This window comes from Akkermansia muciniphila, from assembly GCF_030848305.1.
Lineage (GTDB): Bacteria > Verrucomicrobiota > Verrucomicrobiia > Verrucomicrobiales > Akkermansiaceae > Akkermansia > Akkermansia muciniphila_A.
Map to the genome: position 1 here is coordinate 1,797,407 of NZ_CP114598.1, position 22,804 is coordinate 1,820,210.

15 protein-coding genes are annotated in these 22,804 nt (G+C 52.8%); 7 read left to right on the forward strand and 8 right to left on the reverse strand.

All coding sequences use genetic code 11. From position 1 onward, the window contains the following. Positions 1–16: 16 nt before the first annotated feature. The 7 genes from O4G22_RS07865 to O4G22_RS07895 all read left to right on the forward strand — a co-directional run bounded on the left by O4G22_RS07865 (position 17) and on the right by O4G22_RS07895 (position 9,017). Positions 17–2,158, forward strand: coding sequence for an excinuclease ABC subunit UvrB (locus tag O4G22_RS07865; protein ID WP_295978039.1), 2,142 nt, complete (start codon positions 17–19; stop codon positions 2,156–2,158). Positions 2,159–2,513: 355 nt separating this feature from the next. After that, positions 2,514–4,079 carry a hypothetical protein gene (locus O4G22_RS07870; protein ID WP_306713852.1) on the forward strand — a complete coding sequence of 522 codons (1,566 nt, stop codon included), beginning with the start codon at positions 2,514–2,516 and terminating at the stop codon, positions 4,077–4,079. Between the two features lie 68 nt (positions 4,080–4,147). Further along, on the forward strand, positions 4,148–4,357 hold the full coding sequence (gene rpmI, locus O4G22_RS07875; RefSeq protein WP_012420592.1) for a 50S ribosomal protein L35: 210 nt from the start codon (positions 4,148–4,150) through the stop codon (positions 4,355–4,357). A gap of 149 nt (positions 4,358–4,506) precedes the next feature. Beyond that, positions 4,507–4,890 carry a 50S ribosomal protein L20 gene (gene rplT / locus O4G22_RS07880; protein WP_022198715.1) on the forward strand — a complete coding sequence of 128 codons (384 nt, stop codon included), beginning with the start codon at positions 4,507–4,509 and terminating at the stop codon, positions 4,888–4,890. Between the two features lie 212 nt (positions 4,891–5,102). Beyond that, positions 5,103–6,548: an RIP metalloprotease RseP gene (rseP, locus tag O4G22_RS07885; protein ID WP_306701461.1), complete on the forward strand. Its 1,446-nt coding sequence runs from the start codon at positions 5,103–5,105 to the stop codon at positions 6,546–6,548. A gap of 32 nt (positions 6,549–6,580) precedes the next feature. Then, complete coding sequence (locus O4G22_RS07890; protein ID WP_306701462.1) at positions 6,581–7,966, forward strand: DUF6056 family protein; 1,386 nt, start codon at positions 6,581–6,583, stop codon at positions 7,964–7,966. Between the two features lie 262 nt (positions 7,967–8,228). Beyond that, entirely contained in the window at positions 8,229–9,017 is a 789-nt protein-coding gene (locus O4G22_RS07895; RefSeq protein ID WP_306701463.1) for a PEP-CTERM sorting domain-containing protein, read from the forward strand. 214 nt (positions 9,018–9,231) lie between these two features. Here the strand turns inward: O4G22_RS07895 and O4G22_RS07900 are convergent, their stop codons facing one another. The 8 genes from O4G22_RS07900 to O4G22_RS07935 form a co-directional block, all read right to left on the reverse strand. Further along, positions 9,232–12,396: a UvrD-helicase domain-containing protein gene (locus tag O4G22_RS07900; protein WP_306701464.1), complete on the reverse strand. Its 3,165-nt coding sequence runs from the start codon at positions 12,394–12,396 to the stop codon at positions 9,232–9,234. Between the two features lies 1 nt (position 12,397). After that, a complete protein-coding gene (locus O4G22_RS07905) occupies positions 12,398–15,271 on the reverse strand; it encodes a PD-(D/E)XK nuclease family protein (RefSeq protein WP_306701466.1) in 2,874 nt (957 codons plus the stop codon). A 223-nt stretch (positions 15,272–15,494) separates the two neighbouring features. Further along, the gene (locus tag O4G22_RS07910; RefSeq protein WP_306713853.1) at positions 15,495–16,079 is read right to left on the reverse strand and encodes a restriction endonuclease subunit S; all 585 of its coding nucleotides are present in this window, start codon (positions 16,077–16,079) and stop codon (positions 15,495–15,497) included. Positions 16,080–16,105: 26 nt separating this feature from the next. Further along, positions 16,106–17,083, reverse strand: coding sequence for a site-specific tyrosine recombinase/integron integrase (gene xerA / locus O4G22_RS07915; protein WP_306713854.1), 978 nt, complete (start codon positions 17,081–17,083; stop codon positions 16,106–16,108). A gap of 73 nt (positions 17,084–17,156) precedes the next feature. Further along, positions 17,157–18,272, reverse strand: a complete 1,116-nt coding sequence (locus tag O4G22_RS07920) for a restriction endonuclease subunit S (protein WP_306713855.1) — start codon at positions 18,270–18,272, stop codon at positions 17,157–17,159. After that, the gene (locus O4G22_RS07925; RefSeq protein ID WP_306713856.1) at positions 18,272–18,856 is read right to left on the reverse strand and encodes a restriction endonuclease subunit S; all 585 of its coding nucleotides are present in this window, start codon (positions 18,854–18,856) and stop codon (positions 18,272–18,274) included. Before O4G22_RS07925 ends, O4G22_RS07920 begins: the two co-directional genes overlap by 1 nt. After that, positions 18,849–20,372, reverse strand: coding sequence for a type I restriction-modification system subunit M (locus tag O4G22_RS07930; RefSeq protein WP_306701468.1), 1,524 nt, complete (start codon positions 20,370–20,372; stop codon positions 18,849–18,851). Before O4G22_RS07930 ends, O4G22_RS07925 begins: the two co-directional genes overlap by 8 nt. Then, positions 20,365–22,782 carry an N-6 DNA methylase gene (locus tag O4G22_RS07935; RefSeq protein WP_306701469.1) on the reverse strand — a complete coding sequence of 806 codons (2,418 nt, stop codon included), beginning with the start codon at positions 22,780–22,782 and terminating at the stop codon, positions 20,365–20,367. Before O4G22_RS07935 ends, O4G22_RS07930 begins: the two co-directional genes overlap by 8 nt. Between the last annotated feature and the right edge of the window lie 22 nt (positions 22,783–22,804).

The window sequence follows — 22,804 nt, forward strand, 5'->3', positions numbered from 1 at the left end:
ACTGACGGCATCGCGTATGTCGTCTTTTGAGTTGAATTCCTCCTTCAAGCCTTCCGGGGATCAGGAGCAGGCCATCGGCAAGCTGCTCAAATCTCTGGAGGCGGGAAACAAGCACCAGGGGCTCCTGGGAGTGACCGGAAGCGGCAAAACATTCACCATGGCGAATTTGATTGCCCGGATGAACAGGCCCACGCTGGTGATTTCCCATAACAAGACGCTTGCCGCGCAGCTTCATTCGGAGCTGAAGAGCTTCTTTCCGAATAACGCGGTGGACTACTACGTTTCCTATTTCGATTATTACCAGCCGGAGGCGTATATCGCCAGCTCCGACACCTATATTGAGAAGGATTCCGCCATTAATGACGAGTTGGACCGCCTGAGCCTGAATGCCATGAATTCCCTGATGACGCGGCGGGACGTGATTGTGGTGGCGTCCGTTTCCTGCATTTACGGCCTGTCCACTCCGGAGGATTACAGGAACCTGACGCTGCGCATGCGCGAGGGGGACGTCATGGACCGGGACGTATTTCTGAAGCATCTGGTGGAACGCCTGTTCGAGCGGCAGGATTTTGATTTTACCCGCGGCACGTTCCGCGTGCGCGGGGAGGTGGTGGAGGTGTTTCCCGCCTATTCGGAAGGTGAGGCAATCCGCGTGGAGTTTTTCGGCGACGAAGTGGAGCGGGTTTCTTTGATCGACTCCGCCACCGGGCGCGTGAGGGAGCGGCTGGGGAGCTACACGTTTTTTCCGGCCAAACAGTATGTGGCCGCTCCGGAGAAGCGGGCGGCGGCGTTGAAGGCTATCCGGGAGGAGCTGGAGGACCGCATAGGCTGGTTTGAGAAGCATGGGCGCCTTCTGGAAGCGCAGCGGCTGAAATTGCGCACGGATTATGATTTGGAGCTGATAGAAGAGCTGGGTTTCTGCAAGGGGATTGAGAATTATTCCCGCCATTTGTCCGGCCGCCTGCCCGGAAGCGCGCCGTCCACCCTGCTGGATTTCTTTCCCAAGGATTCATTGACCCTGATTGATGAAAGTCATGTGGCGGTGCCGCAGCTGGGCGGCATGTACGAGGGGGACCGGAGCCGAAAAAATATTCTGGTGGAGCATGGTTTCCGTCTGCCCAGCGCCCTGGATAACAGGCCCTTGAAATTCCATGAGTTTATGGAAAGGCAGAACCAGATAGTGTATGCTTCCGCTACTCCGGGGCCGTTTGAACTGGTGAATTGCCGTGCGGATAATAAGACGTATATTCCCGTGCGCCGTGCCGCCAGATCCGGAGAGAAGGCTCCGGAAGGGTTCAAAGGAATCCTGTTTACCTCCCCCAAAGACATTCGCGTCACTCCCAGCCCATCCACGGAACCGGTGGAAAAATTTGACCCTACCAGGCGTTCCACTCCTCTGATTGTAGAGCAGATTATCCGGCCTACCGGGCTGCTGGAGCCGAAGATTACCATCCGCCCGTTGAAAGGGCAGATTGACGAGACGATTGCCATGTGCAATGAACGCGTCGCCAAAAATGAACGCGTGCTGGTTACGACGCTGACCAAGAAGACGGCGGAAGATTTGACGGAGTACCTGAGAGGGGTAGGGTTGAAGGTGTCCTATATTCACGCGGATGTGGATGCGATTGAGCGCGTGGAAATTTTGCGTGCTTTGAGAGCCAGGAAGATAGATGTTCTGGTAGGTATTAACCTGCTCAGGGAAGGGCTGGATTTGCCGGAAGTTTCCCTGGTGTGCATTCTGGATGCGGACAAGGAGGGGTTTTTGCGCAATGAGACGTCCCTGGTGCAGACGGCGGGCCGCGCCGCGCGGCATTTGAATGGAGAGTGCGTCCTGTTTGCGGATGTGATGACGGATTCCATCAAACGGCTGGTTGAGCTGACGGATTACCGCCGGGGCATTCAGGAGAGATACAACCGGGAACACGGCATTGTTCCCCAGACGGTGAGCCGTTCCGAACAGGGGCAGTTGAAGTTGTATGCCGAGGATGATGATGAGTCCTTCCGCGTAGCGGAGGATGAAGCCGGGTATGGGCTGGAAGAACGCATCGCCAGGCTGGAGGCGGAAATGAAGGAGGCTGCTTCCCATTTGGAATTTGAACGCGCCGCCTTGATTCGGGATGAAATCAGAAGAATGCGCGGAGACGGCAAAAAAGCATGAAGGAGGAGTGTTTGTCTGAATTCAATTTCCGGCAATACGACTGTTCCATGCTTCTTTCCTGCTCTTCGCATCCCTGTTTTTTGGGGACGATGTGATGTTCGAGTGATCGCTTAATTGCTGAAAGAGATGTGAGGGTGTGACGCTAACGCAGATTAGAAATCCGTTGTTATCCGCAACGCCTGTTCATATGCTAAAATCGTTTATAATGAGAAAAATACCTCTGATCCAGGAATAAGCAGCAACATTTTCATGCACGCTTGAATATGCGTAAATGGCCCTTTTAGAACATTTTACCTTGACAACGGATTTCTAATCCGTTAGCAAATAGACGGCAGTTTTGCCCCCCCTGTTTGCCATGTTCTCTGTTTCGTTTGCCCTGATCATCATCTGCTCTCTGTTTGTTTTATGGAAAATGCCCGTAAAAGAACACGCCGTCCCTTGGCGATGGATTGTTCTTTTTGCCGCTCCTGGCGCCCTGGTTCTTTTCCCTTTATCTTATGTGTTCAGCGTGGAAGGATTCTGCTTTAACGACGCGAGGGCAATTTTAAGGAATGCGGGTGTATTCTGTCTTATGTTTGCGGCGCTGTGTCTGTCTCTTCAAGCTTTGAACAGCATTTTGTGGTATGGCGCAGAGCATCAGTCAAACTGGAATCAACGACAGAAGTGGGGCGTTGCGGGGCTGATTGCGCTCGCACTGGCGCTCGTCTGGATACGCACAGGGACAGCAACTTGCTGGGACTTTGAACATTGTCAATATCCGCAGATCCTCAGCGGACATTATGGCGTCACCCACACGTTGACCCACACATTGTTTTGCGAGGGAATTTTAGGAATCTGGCATCATATTCATGCAATCGTTCTAGTCCAGTTATTGCTCTTTCTGTTTGTTCTGTTGATGATGCTTTCCTGGGGGATCCGTGAAAAAATTCCCGCATGCATTGTGCTTGCGGCGATTCTGTTCAGCATTTACCAATTCAATCTGGTGACGACCGTCATTAAGGATACGCCCTATGCCATTTCCGTGATGACTTTGACTCTTGGCCTTTGCATGGAGATGCTGGAGACGGGAAAATCGTCCCTGTGGATGATTGCTCTGGGTCTGGCGGGAATGGGGTGTTTTCGCTACGACGGAAGCGTTCCGTTTTTCCTTACCATTGCTGTGCTTGCGTGCTGCATGCTGCGTCAGAAAGAGGTGCGTTGTCGCCTGTGGATTCCTTTATCGGCTGCTCTGGCATGCTGGCTGTTCGCCTCTGCCGTACTTCCTGAAGCGTTGCATGCGGATCAGCAGAGAACAGGCACGAGGTATGCCAAAATGGCGCATGTCATTTGCGATGTCGTTGCGGAAGGGGGGCATGTGAGCGAGCAGGATATGGAACTTATTGAACGGGAAATCATGCCCAGGGAAATGATTCTGGAACGTTATCATCATTTTCATGATTCCTTGCACCCTGTTGTGTCGACTGCGCGCGGCGAGAAATATCTTTGGAGCGGTCTGTTCCCTTCCTTGGAAATTGGGGCCAGATATTCGTTCAATACAACCCTGACGGATAAAGGGGAAATGATCACCCGCTTGTTTTTCTCCGTCGCTGTCGATAACCCTCTGAAAGCGGCAAAGATCCTCCTTTTGAACAGCCAGATGGTATGGAACATGTCTCCCAATGCCTGCGTGAGACGGTCTCCCCAGCTGTGTCTGTATTATGGCTGTTTCATCACTTTGCTTCTTGTCTGCATGTTCCGGCGCTGGAAATATCTGATCCCTTTCGTCCCTTTTTATGGGACCGTTTTTGTGATTGGAGCGGTTGCCACTACTTACGAGATCCGCTACCTGTTGCCTGTCATCATGACGCTCCCCATTTTGTTTCTTTATGCAATCGCCTGCATCAGAAGGCGACGGACAATATGCGACGCAGATACCGTCTGACGTAGTCTGACGGAAAAAATCATAAAAATACTTGCGTATTTGGAAAAAGCCTGTAATCTCCTTCCACCATGACCCGCAAAGGTGGTATCAATAAAACCCGCAAGGCAGTCGCCAAGCGTTTCAAGGTTACCGGCACGGGCAAGGTACTGCGCCGTAAACAAGGCAAGCGCCACATCCTCCAGAAGAAGTCCAGCAAGCGCAAGCGCCAGCTTGGCAAGGTGGCTCTGGTGGACGAGACGCAAGTCTGGGCAGTCAAGCAGAACCTGCCTTTCGCCTAAACCGCGGAAACGCTCGACTAATGCCGAGCTTTCCCCCCGCTGAACGGGGGGCCTTCATGCAGCCTTCTTCCGATGAGAAGATAAGAACAGGCGAGACTGCAGGGAGGTGAGGAAGAACAGTCTGTTCAAGATAGAAATAGAAATAAGCTATGCCACGTGCCACTAATGGACCGGCCTCTCGCAAGCGCCGTAAGCGCATTCTCTTGCGCGCCAAGGGTTTCCGCGGTTTTCGCAGCAAACTCTTCCGCTACGCCAAGGATGCTGTTTACAAGGCTTGGCAGTATGAATACCGTGACCGCAAGCGTCGGAAGGGACAATTCCGCCGTCTTTGGATTGCCCGTATTTCCGCTGCCGTCCGCGACCGCGGTCTGACCTATTCCCGCTTTATGGAAGGCCTGAAAGCCGCCAATATCGATTTGGACCGCAAGGTTCTGGCCGATTTGGCCGTCTCTGACGAAAAGGCTTTTGACGCCATCTTTGCTCAAGCGAAGAAAGCCATTGAAGCCAAGGATGGCGCCGCTCTCCGCGCCTGAATGTGCGGGAGCATCCATCTGTTCAGTAAACGTTAACCGACAGCCTCCGGAAATAATTTTCCGGAGGCTGTTTTCATGTCCGGACATAACGGTGCCGGTCGCCGGCATCTTTTGAAATCCGTTCGGAACATCAGCATTCACTTTGTCATTAGGACATCTTTGAAGCTTGTTCACAGGAGCGTTCTGTGGTAGCCTGAACAGCAAAAACTACCATGGACAGCATTCTTTCCGTTCTTACCACCATCGCCATTATTTTCGGTGTGGTGATGTTGTTTAACTTCATGATTTTTATTCATGAGCTTGGTCATTTTTTCGCTGCCCGCTGGCGCGGTCTGTATGTGGACAGGTTTCAAATCTGGTTTGGCCGTCCCATCTGGAAAAAAACGGTGAACGGCGTACAGTGGGGGCTGGGCTGGATTCCGGCCGGCGGCTTTGTTTCCCTGCCACAGATGGCTCCTATGGAAGCCATTGAAGGGCATGCGGAGCTTCCCAGGGATTTGAAGCCGGTCACTCCCCTGGACAAGATTATCGTTGCCGCCGCCGGGCCTGCCGCTTCTTTTCTGCTGGCTGTGTTGTTTGCCGTGGCCGTCTGGATGGTGGGCAAGCCGGATGTGGAGATGGGCGTGACTACGGTCGGTTTCGTTGCGCCGGACAGTCCTGCGGCGCAGGCCGGCATTCTGCCCGGGGACAAGATTGTGAAGGTGGACGGCCATCCTGTGGACAAGTGGGCTGGCAATATGGAAGGCGTGCGGGAATTGATCATGCTGGGCGAGCATGACCGTGTGGTTTTTACGGTGCAGAGGCCCGGACATGAAGGAGAGATGGAAATTTCCTGCGGATTCCGGATTCCGGAAACGTCCTGGTGGCAGCGCTCCGGCATGCGCCAGGTGGGATTGATGCAGGCCATGCCCTGCGTGATTGGGGAAGTGCTTCCCAATTCTCCTGCCGCTCTGGCCGGATTGAACCCGGGCGATAAGATTACGGCCGCCAACGGAGAACGCCTCTGGAACCCTGCCGCGCTGGACGCTCTGCTGAAGAAGAATGAACCGCTCCTGCTGGATGTGACGGACAGGGATGGGGGGGCAAGGCAGGTGAATATCCAGGGGAAGCTACCTGAGAATTGGCACAATAGTGCGGACGGCTCCCTGCTCAGGGGAGCGCAGCCTATTCTGGGCGTGAGCTGGGACCTGAGCTCCGTGGGACGTGACGTCACCGTCCATCCTTCTCCGTGGGCGCAGATCAGGCAAAGTTTGAAATGGATGGGGGATACCCTGGCGAAGGTGGTGGCCCCCGGCAGCAGCGTGGGCGTGGAGCACCTTTCCGGGCCAGTGGGAATTGCCAATCAGTTTTACAAGATGTTCTCCCTGGATGAAGGGTGGAAGCTGGCCCTGTGGTTTTCCGTGGTGTTGAACGTGAACCTGGCGATTCTGAATATTCTGCCTCTTCCGGTGGTGGATGGCGGCCATGTGGTCATGAATGCCGTTGAATTGATTTTCCGGCGCCCCCTGAATGCAAAAGTCCTGGAATTCGTCCAGTTCGGCTTTGTGTTCCTGCTGATGGGGTTCTTCCTGTTCGTGACATTCAAAGACGTGGGAGATTTCTTTGGCAAGAAGCCGGACAAGCTGCCCACCCCGGTATTCAAGGCCGTTGCGGATTAGTTGCGGACGGCGTTTTTATTCCGGCTTGTTCCATGAAGCAGTCACTGGCGGCGCGTTTCCTGTTCCGGGTGGTGGTGCTGGCGTTTCTTGTGTATGCCATGCTGCTTACCTGGTGGACTCCTTTCACCGGGGACAGCTTGATGCATTCCGTGTTCGGGGCGGACCACCGCCTTGCCTTTCAGCCCGTGCTGGAGCGGTGCTGGTGGTCATACATGCACTGGAATCCCCGGCTGGGGGAATTCCTCGCTATTTTTACGGCTACGGCGGGAAAATGGCTTTTTCTGGCCGTCAATCCCTTCGTGCTTTTTTCCCTGGCGTTGATGATGTTTTTCCTGGCGCAGGGAAGAAGGGTAAATTCCGGAAACTGGCGGGATGTGCTGCTGTTTGCCGCAGGGGCGCTTCTTTTGCTTACGTCTTCATCCAGGCCGGGCATCACGATGTTCTGGCTGTCCGGAGGGACCAATTACGCATGGTCGGCCGCCATCTGGCTGGGTTTCCTGTGCCTGTACCGCTCCTTATGGGCAGGAACTTCCCGGATTAGGGACACTCCTTTTTCCTGGTTCTGGATAGGCGTCACGGCATTTGCCGCCGGCATGACGAATGAGAACCAGATTCCCGCTTCCCTGGGCATGCTGTTCGTGTACTGGTTTTATGCTCGCAGCCGGGGAATGATTCTTCCCCGCTGGTTCTTCATTGGCTGGGGATTCCATGCGTTGGGAGGGGCCTTTCTTCTGCTGGCCCCGGGCAATGCTGCCCGACTTCATTCGGAAACGGCGGGCGGCGCTGCCGTCCTTCATTCCTGGGGAGAGCGTTTCGGCGCTATTCCGGAACTGGTAAACGCCTTTTATGAATTCATGCTGATTCCTAAAATGTTGCTGGCCGTTGCCGCCGCCGCTCTGATCCTGCTGACTGTGAAAGCGGGGATGAAAATCTGGCGGGGGGAGGCCGGGCGGCGCATGTGCGCCTCCCTGCTGTTTATTCTGGTGGCTCATGCCATGGCAATCAGCTTTTTTGTACGTGTGATTCCGGCATGGCACGCCATGTTTTCCGCTACGGTGTTGATGATGACGGGCATTCTGGGGTTGTACGGAGTATGGATGGAGGCTGTGCAAAGGCGCTGGATTCCATTCTGCGTACTGCTGGCGGCGGCTGGCGCGGCCCTGTGGATATGCTCCGGATATCTGGATGCTTTTCCCCGTATCCACCGCCAGTGCGAGGAACGGAACATGTTCATCCGCCGTGAATTGGAACAAGGCAAGAAAAACATTACGGTTCCTCCTTATGATTCCGTGCCGTTGGCTCCTTATGTTTCCGTGATGTGGCGCATGAGCAGCGGGGATCCGGATGAATTTATCAATCGTTCCATGGCCCGGTATTTGGGGATTGAAAGCATCCGGGTGGCTGTTCCAGAACCTTGACGGCTTATTTTTTTGCCGTTTTACTGATCCATTTCCGGGCGGCCTTTTTTATTTAGATACCGGCTAATGTCCGCGGATCAACAATCCGGTGAGTGCCGGGTTGTTTCAATAAAAATCCATTTTATTCTCATTAAACATGTTATATATTTCTATCATCTTGATGGAAGATGACTGATGCCATAAAAAATAAATGTAGTATATGATTAAGTTTTCATGATTTCCATTGACACCGGATTGTTGAACCGGTTTACTCTCTTTTGTCATGAAGAAATCCTTATTTTCTTTAGCTTTGATCGCGAGTTCCCTGCTTGCAGTACAGGCGGCGACGGTACAGATTGATTTCGGACGCAGTGACGCCACGACGGAAGGCGCGCTCAATATGAATTATGATAACGCCACCGCCTCTTTGGGCAGCATGCCGGGAAGCGTTTCTTTGGCGTGGAGCACGGCCGGAGGATATGTATCGGAAAACGGTTATACCACCACCAAGACGGCTGAGGAAGAAGCCGATTGGAAAAATCCTTTCAACGGCAGCATGCCTTTCAGTCTGGGGGACTCCTTTCGTGACGGTCTTTTAACGCAAACGGCCGATGGTTCCGGTTATTTCACCGTAACGTTCAGTGGTCTTGCCGCCGGGGAATATGCCTTGTCCATCTTTGGAGGTTTCACAGGCAAGGACGTGTTTGCCGGTCAGACCTGGACGATTGGAAACGCCGATGCTTCCAATGCCGTGTGGACAAGCTTCGGTACAGACGCCAGCGGGAACTGGGCTGAAATTTCTTCCGTGACGGGAGATAATTCCGGCGTTCTGACTCCGGGAAATGCTGGAACTTCCAGCGCTACCGCCAATAAAGGGCTTTATTCCTCGGTGGAGAACATTGTCGTGGGGGAAGATGGAACGCTTACCCTTACGATTCAGGGGAATGGTTCCAGCTCTTACGGCCGGACGGCCCTCAATTATCTTGCCCTGACGCAGGTTCCGGAACCCGCTACGGCAGCATTGAGCCTGCTGGGCGCTGCTGCTCTGTTCCTGCGCCGCCGCAGGGCCTGACCCGGAAAGCAACAAAGCCTTGTTATCAACGCCGCTCCGTAATTCACACGGAGCGGTTTTTTATTTGGCGTTTTTCCTCTTCCTGTCTGTGCGGCAGGGCATTTCTATTCCAGCCTGTTTTCCGGGTGCCCCTTTTTCCCATACCGGAGATGAGCCGGAATTGGAATGAAGCGCGGGAAAATACAGGGAAACGGATTTGCCCGGAAAGAAAGGCTTATTGGATGGGAACGGTTTCCTTTAAGCAGGTGGAAACAATGATGCGCGTTATGCGTTCCAGCGGTATTCCGGTGATTCTGGACACAATGCGGGCATAAGCATTCAATTGGTTTGAGTGGCGCTCGCGCAGTTGTTCCGGGGATTCGGCATGATCCGTCTTGAAGTCCACGATGACGGCGGCTCCGTCATCAAGAATCAGCCTGTCAATGATGCCGGAAATCCAGTTGTTCCCGTCAATGGCTTCAATACGCTGTTCCTTCATGATGCGCGCTGTTTCCGGAGGCGTGAAAAGTTCCCGGATGGATGGGATGTCCATGCACTCCGTTACGATGCGTTCCGCCTCCGTAGCAGGGTGGAGAGCCCACTCCGGCTTGTTTTCACCATCCCAGCGGGTAATCCGTTCAAACACGGCGTGGACGGCGGAACCTAGCGCGGCGGCCTTCCCTGCGCCCGCGTGTTTTTCTCCCTGGAGCGGGGAGGCTTCCTCCGACAGGCCGGAAGGGGATATCCGTTCTCTGGCCAACGGTTTTTGCGCCGGCCATTTCAGCGCGCTTTCCTCCGCGCGTTTTTGTATGATTTCCGGGAATTCCGCGTACCACCCTTCAAGACCGCGGGAGTACAGGCATGACGCTCCGGATTCCGGAAGTATGTCTTCCGTTCCCCGGTTGAGGGACCGGATAGAGGAACGGACCACTTTCCACATGGAATCTGCCGTCTCTTCTCCCTTGTCTTCCCGGTACGGGAGGATAACGTAAGTAGCCCGCTTGGCCCGGGTAAGCGCCACATACAGCTTGCAGAATCCGTCAAATTGCTGCCGCGCGCGCCATTCCCCGTAAAGTTCCCGGAATTGCGGAATTTCTTGATAGATTTCTTTGGGCGGTTTGATGACGATTCCTTCTATTCCACCATCCCTGTTTTTTTTGACGAAGTGAGTCAAATGCGTGGCGTTTGCGAAAGGAGTATCCCTGCCGATCTGGGGCAGGATGACGATGTCAAATCCCAGCCCTTTGGATTTGTGGATGGTCATGATGCGGACAGTTCCCGCGGCGGGATCTTCCCGCCGGGTCAGGTCCTCCATGCGCCTGATCCATTCATCCAGGGAAACGCCCTGTTCGTCCACCTGTTCCGCCTCATTCTGCCAGACGGCCAGTCGGTCGCGGTGGAAGTCCGTCAGTTCCGTCCCTCTCTGGAGCAGGCGCCGTTCCAGTTCCTCCATGACGGCGGCGTAGCCCTCCCGTTCCAGCAGGAGGCGCCATTCTTTCCACCCCATGCTTTCCGGGCATCCCGGCGTGATGAGGGGGCGGAGCGGGGAATGAGTAAGCAGACCGACGACAAAGGGATCTCCCGGAATCAGCAGCCAGCGGAAGAAGTACAGCAGGTTTTTCCCCAGCGGAGAGTCCACGCCTACCGGAACGTCGTCACACACTTCTGCGGGGATGCCGTGATCCGTCAGCCATCCCTTGATGACAAGAGCCTGGTTCTTCGTACTGACCAGTATCGCTGTTTCCAGGCCGCGGCGCAGGGCCCCTGTACGCTCCAGAATATCAGCCGCCGCCTGGCATACCAGGTCATTGGCGGAGACGTTTTCCTCCTTGGGCGCCTGCCAGATTTGGGAGGCGCCGGGGCGGCCTTCCAGATGGGGGGCACACCGGTGCTCCGGATATTCCCCCCATTGTTCCAGGGCGGCGGGTTCGCACCCGGGCGCTGTCCGGGCATAGTCGCAAATATCGTTGACCAGATCCAGCACAGGCTGGACGGAGCGGTAGGAAGTGGACATGCCGCGTTGTTCCAGTTGAAGCTGTGAAGAAACGGAGCGGAACAGCTCCGGGTCTCCGCCGCGCCACTGGTACACGCTCTGCTTGATATCCCCCACCACGAAAATGCTGCCTTCATTTCCGGCCTTGGATTCCGCCAGGTCATCCAGGAAAGGCTTGATGACGCGCCATTGGGGCTGGGACGTATCCTGAAATTCATCCAGCATCCAATGGTCGTAACGGCAGTACATGCGGTATTGCAGGTCCCGTTTGAGTTCCGGCGTAATGGTGCCCCCTCCCAGCATGCGCGTAACGTCGTGGAACAGGAACCTCCCCCTGTTGCGGACCAGGGAGGAGTATTTGTCCTCAAACAGGAGCATCAGTCCGTGCGTGGCGCGGGTGCGGCGCAGTACCTGCAGCGTCTCCATGCGTAGCCAGCTCTGGATGAGTTTTTCCAATAGCGGAGACCAGTATTCAGCAAATTTGGCACGAGCCTTTTCCGGGGAGATGTCCGTCTTGGAACCGCTCTTTCCTCGGAACCAGACTTTACCCAGAAACGTGTAGGTGTTGAAACTTTTCAGATAACTGATGAAGTCTTCCCGCGTATTCGCTTCTCTTTTTTTCTCCGGTATGGGGGTGGCTTTGGCCTGTTCCAACAGGTCGTGCAGGACGGAGTCAAATTGTTCCAGGGGGACGGGAGGCGCCAGCTCCTCCTGCGTGAAGCCCAGCGTGACGGGGTTTCCCCACATCCCGGCATCCGGCACATCCAGAAAAAGTTCGTGATAGGTGTCCAGGCGGCGCATCATGGAATTCTCCGCGTCCGCGGCTTCCGCGTCAGAATCCGCCCCGGAAAGGAAAGCGTCCTCAAAGTCCTTCCTTCGCTCCCTGTTTACGGAGCATTCCCGGTACAGGGAGAGCAGGGCTTCACGGCGCGCCAGTTTCTCCGCCGTGGGGTCAATCATGCTGAAGCCGCTGACTCCCAGTTCAAAGGCGCTGGCGGAGGCAATCTGGGCAAACAGGCTGTCAATGGTGCAGAGGTTGAGCCGCGCCAAATTCTGCACCAGAATGTGCAGTAAATGGAGGAAGCGTTCCCGATGCAGGTTTTCCTCCTTCCATGCCTCCGGAGCGCCGGGCCAGAGGCCGGGCTCCCCATCCGTTCCCTTGATGACCGCCCAGAGCCGTTCTTTCAGCCGCGCCGCGCCTGCTTCGTCCGCGGCCCCCGCGGCCAGGTCTGTCAGAATGCGGTCCTTGAACTCTCCCGCCGCTTTGCGGGTGAATGTAATGGCGATGAGGCGTTCGGGGTGGTTGCCGCCGTTCAGCGCCAGCAATCCCAGGAAACGCAGGGAGAGCTGGTAGGTTTTTCCCGTTCCGGCGGAAGCGGAGATCAACATGTTGGTCAGGAGCGGCATCTTAGAAAGGCAGGTGGGGGGTGAGGCGGAGGCCCAGCAGATCCTGCAGGCTTTCCCTCCGGGAAGTCATCAGGTCCTTGAATACGTCATAAGAGGGCGGTGTCCAGCCCAGTTCCTCCGCGGTGATGAGCCCGCGGCCTTCGTGAAGAAGCTTCATCAGCTCCACCGTCCAGGAACGGGCGCTGTCCAGCGCGCATTCCTCATACCCGGGCATGGTGTCGTGGAGGGAGTCCCAGGCGGAGATTCCGATGTCCATGGGATTGGCGGGAAGGGCGTAATAAGCCGCAGAGGGATGGCCCCCGTAGGTTTCCGAGGCCCACAGCACATAAACGGGCAGCTGCAGGTCTTTCCAGCGCGCGTGCGCCAGCTTCCCGTTTTTCTGGCGTTTGGTGTAGGGATGCAGGGCCGGGGAAAGAAGGGACAGGGCGTCCGGCCGTCCGAGCGGTTCCAGATGTTTTTTCTCACAGGAGGAGGCCGCTCCCGTTTTGTAGTCAATGACCCGTATGCGACCGTCCGCGTGGCGGTCAATGCGGTCAATGCGGAATTTCATGGGGAATCCGTCCAGTGCCCAGTTCTCTACCTGGCGCTCAAAGGCAATGCAGGACCATCCTTCCTGAAGGGCCTGCAAGTGCTGAACGGCGTAAACGGAAAGCCTCTGTTCCATGGAGCGTTTTTGTAGCAGCAGGGGCATGAGGGGGGAGGGGCCGTATTGTTTCCGGAAGGTGTGTTCCAGTATTTCCGTGATGGCGTCCTGAAGGGAGGCTGCGTTCATGCCGTCTTTCAGGACGGCGTGCTCCCGGCAGAAGCATTCCAGCACGTCGTGCAGCATGGTGCCCAGTTCGTTGACGGCCATGTCCTCTTTGTCCGGCAGGAATTCTTCCTCGTTCATATGCAACGCCTCCCGCATCCAGAAGCGCATGGGGCAGGCCAGGAACCTTTTGAGGACGGAGGGGGAGAAGGGAAGTCCTCTTTCCTTCCACGGGTTTTTGTAGCCGGGTGCCATCGCGCCGATGTCCGCAGCGGTCTTCCAGCCTTCCGCGGGTTGAAGATGCCAGTTCCCGCGCTGGTAGGGCAGGGGCGCGGGCGCATCGCTGATTTCCTGGAAAAGCAGTTCTACGCGGCGCGGCAGCTCCGCCTCCGTGCAGCGCATGAGCAGGGAGGAAGGGGTCAGAGGATCGTTCCTGCTGTTGGTCCGGGAAAGAAGGAGGGTGAGGCTGCCTTCCTGTTCGCGGGAATGGAGCAGGGCGGTCAGCAGAAAACTGTCCCGGGCTTTTTTCCGGTTAAAGGAATCAATGCCCAGGGTCTCCCGCAGCTCCTCCGGCATAAACTGGTCGGAAACGCCCCCTTCCGGTACGGTCCCTTCGTTTAGTCCCGTCAGAATGAGGTGTTTTTCCGGGCGGAAATGGACTTCCATCCAGCCCAGGGAATCCAGAGCCGCATGAGCTTTTCTCCTGTTTTTGACGCGCAGCGGCTGGAGGCATTTCATCAGGAGCAGGAGGGCCGCCCCCGGGCTGGAGAACTCGGTGGAGCGCTGTTGCAGCCGCATGAGTCCGGAAAGGCAGGAATGGAACATTTCCATGGCTTCCGCCTCCGGGCCATAGATTGTTGCCAGGGCCGGAAACCATTCCATCAGCCGTTCCCCCAGCATTCCCGGTTCCGCCATCCGGTTCCGCCATTCCAGAATGGCCTGGATGGAAGGAAAAGCGCCGGGATGAGCCTCTTTCAGCCTGGAAAGCAGGTATTCTTCCGTTTCCGGAAGGAATTTCTGTTGGATTTTGTCCAGCGCGGCGCAGCAACTTTGCTGGTTCCTTATTCCCAGGGAGGCGCAGAGCAGGGCAGAGCGGGCCAGGGAATAGATGGGGCGCGCCGTCCCTTTTTCTTCCAGCGCCCGCTGGAGGTTGCGGAGCAGGTCCATGACGCCGCTTCCGCCAAAAGGCTTCCCTTCCGGATTGTGGAGGCCCCAGCCGTATTGGCGCAGGGCTGCGTCCAGGGCGACGTTCATGTCAGGATCGCAAACGCCCAGGGCGATGTCCGGCGTTCCTCCTTCCGCTGTGCGGGCGATGATGCGGCACGTTTCTTCAGCCAGCCGTGCCGGATTGGCCGCCATTCTGATTTGGCCGTCGCGGATTTGGATGGGGCGCCGGGACCACTCTTCCGGCAGAGGGCATCCCCAGGAATCAAAGGAGTCGGCTTCTTCCTCCGGCGCGTGGATCCATATCTGAACGGGTACGCCATTTCTTTCCGCATGCTGGAGGGCATGGCGCAGGGGGGACGGCACCTCCGCTGTGCAGGCCAGAATAATGTTTCCTCCTGTTTCCCGCAGGGAGTTCAGCAGCCGGGGCGGGGCTTCCGCCTTCATGGCGGTTCTGTTTTCAAGCTTCCAGCTTTCCAGTTGTTGCGCGCATTGTTCCTCCAGCCTTTCCAGGTCCGTCCAGCGTTCGTCTCTGCCCGCACAGGCATGGTGGGCCATGATGCAGGAAATGCCCTGGTTCGCCATGGCGTGCCTCAAGTTTTGCAGGCTGCCGGCCATTTCCAGCATGCTGGAAAAATCCTTCGGCATGGCGCGTGGAAACAGGCGGGGGTAAAGGCGGTGGGGAGAGTCCCCCAGAGCCAGGAGCCACCCGGCCAGTTCTTCCAGAGCGGACGCCGTTTCTTCCTTTTCTTCCATCCGGGGGAACTGGTCTGCCGGAATGACCTGGGGAGCGAAGGTTGCCTGTGTACGGGAAATGGAGGCGAGAAATTCCCTCAGCTGCCTCCCGGATTCCCGTGTGGGAACCAGCACCAGATGCCGGTGGAAGTCATTTCCCAGGGAAAGCAGGCGTTCCGCCACAGCCCGGCAGGCTGGTTTGTCCCAGGATAGAAAGAATCGGTTCATGGCAGGAAAGCAGGATCCCCCAGAAAAAAGGAAAGCAGAGGATTGCTCGAAGATGTTACATCAGAATGGAGGGATTTTCCACCTATTTTTTTCCATCATTACCGGCAGGAATTCGGTGTAATGGCGTGTTGTCAGCTCATGAAAAAATGCGGAACATCGGAAAATGCGGTTATATGGACATGGGGGAGGCGTCAGGCAAGGTCGGGGAAGAGAGATGGATGGGTTAATGCCAGAAAGCAGCGGATTTCCGTCTGGAAATCCCCTCCATATTGAGAGTTGAACATCTCAGAGCAGTAAATTTTGATTTATCGCTTTGATTTACCAGTTGCTCATACGCAGCTTGTTCTTCCAAAGGCGGTATCGGAATTTCATAAGCATGTACCACCTTATCTGTAACTGCAGGGTAGTTCGCACCACTGGCCTGATTTATCATAGACTCCGTAAATGGCACGCTATTAATGACACCCCACATATACCCTGTAGTAACACCAGTACACCTCAAAACACAGAAACCAGTTGAACCTACCACGTTATCATCAGAATATGGATTAACTGCAATATTCTGCAAGTTTGGTCTTACCGTAGAGTACATTATATCGCCTTGTTTCAGCACATACTGCGCTCTCGATGGAGCATCCTTAAGAACATAGGGTGTCAATCCTGTCACCATTTTGGAAGAATTATCAATCGATGATATATCTAAATACTGTATCTCATCTGATTTCTCAAAGATTTTCGCTACTCGATCAATCTTCTTTTCGATTACATCTCCAATCTTCTTTACTGGATATCCCTTACCGTAAAACATCTCGACAAATTGAGAATTGCAAACAGCTACCCGATGAACTTCCGGTGCGATTCCTTCACGTTGTTCTGGTTCACCATAGCGTATTGCAGGGTTGTATCAATGCTTTGGTGGCCGAGAAGTTGCTGCACCTGCTCAATTGGCATTCCTTTGTCAATGGCCATCGTCGCCAGCGTCCGTCGAAATTTATGCGGGTGTACCTTATGAAAGTTCAACTCCTTTCCGATTTTGCGAAGACGAATCTCTACGCCGCTAATCTGCAGCCGGTCATACGGCTTCAGAAGAGAAACGAACAGCGCGTCATTGTCGTCGGTACGTTCCGTGAGGTAACGCTGCAGGTGAATTTTCGTCCGTGCATCAAAATATACCTTGCGCTGCTTGTTTCCTTTGCCGAAGACGATGCATTCTCTGTTTTCAAAATCCACATCACCGCGATTGAGCTTGACGAGCTCACCGACACGGATGCCGGTAGAGGACAAGAGGTCAATCATGGCAAGATCACGTGTGTTATCGCAGTGGTCGCGCATGAGCTCCAGCGATTCATCGGAATAGGTCTCCTTGACCGTTTTGCCGGTCTTGACCTTATGAATCCTCCTCACAGGGCTCTTGACGATATAGTCCTCATCTTCCAACCAAGCGAAGAACGAGGAGAGGATGCGCCTCACATTGTCTAATGTGACCTTGCTGACGGTTCCTCGACGTTGATATGTATCGAGGTAACCTCGCAGATCTTCGGTAGTGATCTGGCATTCAGGCTTGTTGAGCGTCTTCAGCATATTACGAATCGTCGATTCATAATAGCGTAGAGACTTTTCGGAACAGCCTTCTACACGCTTTGCGGCGATAAACAACGGAAGCATATTCGGCGTTGTGTTCTCTATCGCAGGGGTGTTTACAGACAGATTAGACAGATGCTTGTTGAGTGTCCGCGATAGTGCTTCCTTTTGATTTTCAGTCAGGATTTGTGATAAGTCCTGTTGTATGTTTGCGATTATTTGATTGATCATGGTGTTTCCTTCTTTTTGTTTCCTCCGTTATCCGGAATTCCTCGGGGCAGAGGAAACACCATGAGCATAGCAATTAGCCAAGATTCTCAGCAATGATGCGTTTATAGGTTGCGGTCAGCTCTGCAAGAGCCTGTTCGAGTTCAAATTTTGATTTATCGCTTTGATTTACCAGTTGCTCATACGCAGCTTGTTCTTCCAAAGGCGGTATCGGAATTTCATAAGCATGTACCACCTTATCTGTAACTGCAGGGTAGTTCGCACCACTGGCCTGATTTATCATAGACTCCGTAAATGGCACGCTATTAATGACACCCCACATATACCCTGTAGTAACACCAGTACACCTCAAAACACAGAAACCAGTTGAACCTACCACGTTATCATCAGAATATGGATTAACTGCAATATTCTGCAAGTTTGGTCTTACCGTAGAGTACATTATATCGCCTTGTTTCAGCACATACTGCGCTCTCGATGGAGCATCCTTAAGAACATAGGGTGTCAATCCTGTCACCATTTTGGAAGAATTATCAATCGATGATATATCTAAATACTGTATCTCATCTGATTTCTCAAAGATTTTCGCTACTCGATCAATCTTCTTTTCGATTACATCTCCAATCTTCTTTACTGGATATCCCTTACCGTAAAACATCTCGACAAATTGAGACTTAACGAGCTCATCCGTTGCAGAAATCAGCTTTTTATAGGATTCCATCGTGTTATTGATGGACCATAATACTGCAGCCAGTTTGCGCTGTGTTTTCAGATCTGGCAGGTCAAATTCTAAAATTTTGAGGTCACGCCAGTTGATTGTCGGCGAAAGGGAACCTACGGAGATTTTGATGGCTGCGTCCAGAAAATAATCCGAGCTGATAAACAGCGGGAAGAAGTCCGGGTCAATGATTTCTACATTAGGACGCAGTACCATGCCGTGCGCAGAGAAGATACCATCAAAAGGTGCGATGGCTACTTTCTTCTGATAGGCTCGGCGTTTGCCAAACAGGACATCGCCTTTGCGCATCACGAGCTTTTCACCGACAGGAGCGACGTCGGAGCCGAAGCGAGTAACCTTCAAGTTAGCGGAATCGAGGTGTTCCAGTCCAATGTATGTGAAGCGGTCTTTTTCGACCGGTTTTTTCTTTTCAGTGCTGTTGATTGCAATCTGTTCAAAACGATATTTTGCCATTATGCGCACCTCCTTAAACAAGTAACATGATCGAATAAATCATTGAGGGTTACGAACCCGACAAATTGAGATTTCACCAGTTCATCTGTAGCAGAAATTAGCTTTTGGTAGGATTTTTTAGTATCATCCATAGACCAGAGCAGGGTAGCCAGTTCTCTTTGCTTATCCATATCCGGGAGATCAAATTCGTAATTTTTCAGGTGTTCCCACTTTACACGAGGAGAGAGGGAGCCAGCGGACTTGCCAATGGCAAAGTCGAACAGTGCATCGTTCTGAATGATGAACGGCAGTAGCTCAGGCAGGATGCGGTCAGGCTTTGCTTCAATAACGGTGATGTCACCGGAGCAGATGCCATCAAAAGGAGCAACAGCAGCCTTCTTCAGGTAGGCTCTGCGACGTCCAAACAACACATTGCCTTTGCGGAACATCTTCGTGAAGGTGTTTTCGCTGCCTTCGTTCCAAGTGGTCAATGTGATCTCTCCCGGTATCAGGTGCTCTAAGCCAATGATAGGATAGCCATCCTTGTCTCCTTTGCAGGTTTCCTTATGTTCTATAGCGACATCGCCAAGAAGAACTTTACTCATCGATATCTGTCTCCTTTCCTAATAATGCGTTCAATTTTTCATAGCTCAGCTTCATCATTTCGGAAGCTGCGAGCCAACTATCATAATGTTCCTGAATAGTGCGGTCATCCACGTCTTTTTCATTGACCTCCGCTTTCACATACAGAGGAATACTCAGTGAAAAGTTGTTGTCCGCAATGTCCTGAATGGTAGCCACCTTTGCAAAATTGCCATCGTCAGCATAGCTCTCATATGCGGCAGCGATGCGAGCGATGTGGCGTTCTTCCAGATAACTCTGTGCGTTTTTACGCTCGACCTCGTTAATGGCATTGATGAATAATACCTGCCCTCTGCGGTCGGGGCGCTTATTCATGCGGCAAATCATGATGCAGGCTTCCATCGGCGAATTGTAGAAGAGGTTTGGTCCGAGACCGATAATACATTCCACTTTATCGCTGCGAACCAGTTTTTCGCGCATAGCGCTTTCCTCATTACGGAAAAGGACTCCGTGCGGGAACAGGATAGCGCATCGACCGGTATCATATCGCTTTTTCTCATCCTCCTCATCCTTCAGGCTTGCTATGATGTGCTGCAGGAAGGCATAGTCAGCGCGGCCCTGCGGAGGCACACCTAAGAAGTTACGACCATACTTGTCGCTTTCAAAGGCTGCACGGTCCCATTGGCTAATCGAATAAGGCGGATTAGCGAGGATTAGGTCGAATTGCCGCAGTTTGCCATTTTCGACGAAGGCGGGCGCTTTCAGAGTATCGCCGTTTACGATGTTGAAGTCCTTAACGCCATGCAGGAAGAGATTCATTTTGCCGATAGCGGAGGTAAGAGCGTTGATTTCCTGACCGAACACGGCAACATTACGCCATTCCTTATTTTTTTCTTTGAGATACGCAATCGACGAAATAAGCATACCAGCGCTGCCACACGTCGGATCATAGATGGATTCTCCGGATTCCGGCTTCAGCATCTCGGACATCAAATGCACAACGGTACGATTCGTGTAGAACTCCTGCGCGGTGTGACCGCTGTCATCAGCAAACTTTTTGATGAGATACTCGTATCCTTGACCGAGCTCGTCTTCCGGGCAGTTGGTGATGGAAAGAGTCTTGGCGCTAAAGTGTTCCAAAAGGTCTTTTAACAGCCTGTCGGGGAGTCTGTTTTTATTTGTCCATGCACCATCGCCGAAAATGCCTTGCAGCTTACCGAAGTTGGCGTTTTCCACTTTGCGGAAGGCTTCAACGATAGCTTTCCCAACATTTTCGGATACGGTGCGAACATCATTCCAGTGATAACCTTTTGGAACCACAAAGGTATGGATTTCGTCGTCATCAAATTCTTCAGCATCGTCACCGTATTTTTTGATAGCGAGAGCAGTTTCCTCGTCGTATACATCACAAATGCGTTTGAAGAACAACAGCGGGAAAATATACTGCTTGTAGGCACCGGCATCAATGTTAGTTCTCAAAAGAACAGCCGAGTTCCAAAGATAAGACTGCAGTTCCTCAATAGTTATTCTTTTACTCATTGATGTAGCCTCCTTTCAGTAAGAGTTGGCGCATTTTTTCTTCGGCAGCGATCATTTCTTCGTAGGCTTCAAAATACTGTCTACGGATTTCTGCCGGAGGAACGGTTTCCTGCTCCTTCTTTTCGATATAGTTGTTAATTGCGAGAGAGAAGTCCTTCTCACGAATTTCCGGTATAGTAACGATTTTGACCTTTTCGATAACATCCTCGTATTCAGTGTAGTAGTTAAATACGGTCTGAATGTCATCTTCGGTCATGATGTTCTGCGCTCTCTGAGGGGTATAAATTCCGGAGCCATCAATCATACAAATGCGGCCACGGTGTTCAGGAACTTTGTTATTGTTCAGGAACAGAATACAAGCGGAAACACCGGTGGAGTAGAAGACGCCACTTGCCATAGTGATGATAGCTTCCAGCTTGTCGGATTCCACAAGCTGCTTACGAATTTCGCCTTCCTTGCCGCTTCTGAAGAGTACGCCCTGGGGCAGCACTACGGCACAACGACCTGTTTTCGAATTCATAGACTTAACCATGTGTTGGAGCCATGCAAAGTCGCCGTTGGAATCGGTTGGGCTTCCCCAGATATTTCTGCCGTAAATGTCACTACTGAACTGATCAGAACCCCAGTTTTTGAGCGAGAACGGAGGATTTGCCACTACGCAATCAAAGGTCCGAAGGGAACCATGCGATAGATAGTTTGGAGAGCGCAGGGTATCTCCCTGAGTTACTTTAAAATCACGTGCGCCATGTAGGAACAGGTTCATTCGAGCGATAGCAGAGGTTGCGAGGTTCTTTTCTTGACCATAGATTTTTCCGTAGGTTAATTTATCATCGTGCATGTATCGGATAGCCTCGATAAGCATGCCCCCCGTGCCACAGGCTGGATCGTAAACCGTTTCTCCGGCCTTAGGTGCCATCAGCATAATGAGCAATTTGACGATAGAACGAGGCGTGTAGAACTCGCCCGCATTTTTTTTGGAGAGGTCAGCAAATTTCTTAATCAGGAATTCATAACTGTCGCCCATTACGTCAGCGGAATAGTTGTTGTTGCCGACCTTGATTTTCGACATGTGTTCAATCAGGTCTTTCAGACGCTCGTCGGACAGCTTGGTCTTGTCAGTCCAGTTTGCATCGTCAAAGCTGCTGAACACACCGCTCAGGGTGTCAGGGTTAGTTCGTTCAATTCCGTTCATGGCTGTAACAATAGCCTTACCGACATTTTCGCTTGTCTCACGAACATTCTGCCAATGGCAGCCTTCTGGAATAACAAAGCGGTGATTTTCCGGGAAGTTGGCGTATTCTTCGTCGCCACCGGATTCTTCGAGTGCGGCCTGGGTTTCTTCATCATAAACGTCGGATAGACGCTTGAAGAAAAGGATAGGCGTTACATAGCTCTTGTACTCGTCTTGATTGATAGGGCCACGCAGAATGTTGCAGGCTTCAAACAGATGGGAGAACAGCTTTTGACTGGTTGTTTCTTCCGGATGAGCGGTGCTGGCTTCCAGTTCCATATCGGCGAAATCCATAGCGGATTGTATCATTTCAGCACGACCTCCTGTCTTTACTTTTTTGCCGGTAGAAGGTTTTACACCAACGTTGCCCTTTCCCTGATTTTTTTCGAACTTCGCAGGATACTTGTTTTCAAATTCCAGTAAGATTTTCAGAAGACGCTCGTCCAAAAATGTGAGAGCGTGTTTTCTGATACTAATGGGTACTCCGTAATAGGCTTCAGCCACGGCGCCGGTGATGGCCGCCAATGTGTCGCTGTCGCCACCAATAGAGATGGCATTGCGAATGGCATCCTCGAAGCTAATGGACTCAAAGAATGCTTCGAGTGCCTGAGGGACTGTGCCTTGGCAGGATACATTGAATTGGTAGGTATCACGGATAGTATCCAACGTAAAGTTAATCGGATAATAGTGATTTACAATGTAATCCTGAATTTCCATCAGACTGCTTCCGGTACGGGCTAGATACACTGCAACAGCTGTAGCTTCAGCGCCTTTGATACCTTCCGGGTGGTTGTGAGTAATTTCGGTAACAGCTCTTGAAAACGCTGCAGCTTCTGCGACGGAATTGGCTACATAAGCGCATCCACTGACACGCATTGCAGCCCCGTTTCCGTAGCTGTTATAGGGATGCGGATTGTCTGAGTACATCCAGCGATAGAAGGAACCGCCATAACCGCAATGCGGATAAGGGCGACCAATACGCTGCATGGACTCGACCGCAACATTACTTAAATCGCTGTAGTCGGGTTTGCAATGCGATAAGGCATCGCATATGGCCAGAGACATGACGGAGTCGTCGGTGAAAAAACATTTATGAGTAAGGAAATCAAAATCTTTCGATCTGTGATTGTTCCACTCAAATCTGGAACCGACAATGTCGCCAACAATTGCTCCAATCATTTAATTTTCTTGCTTTCTTTCG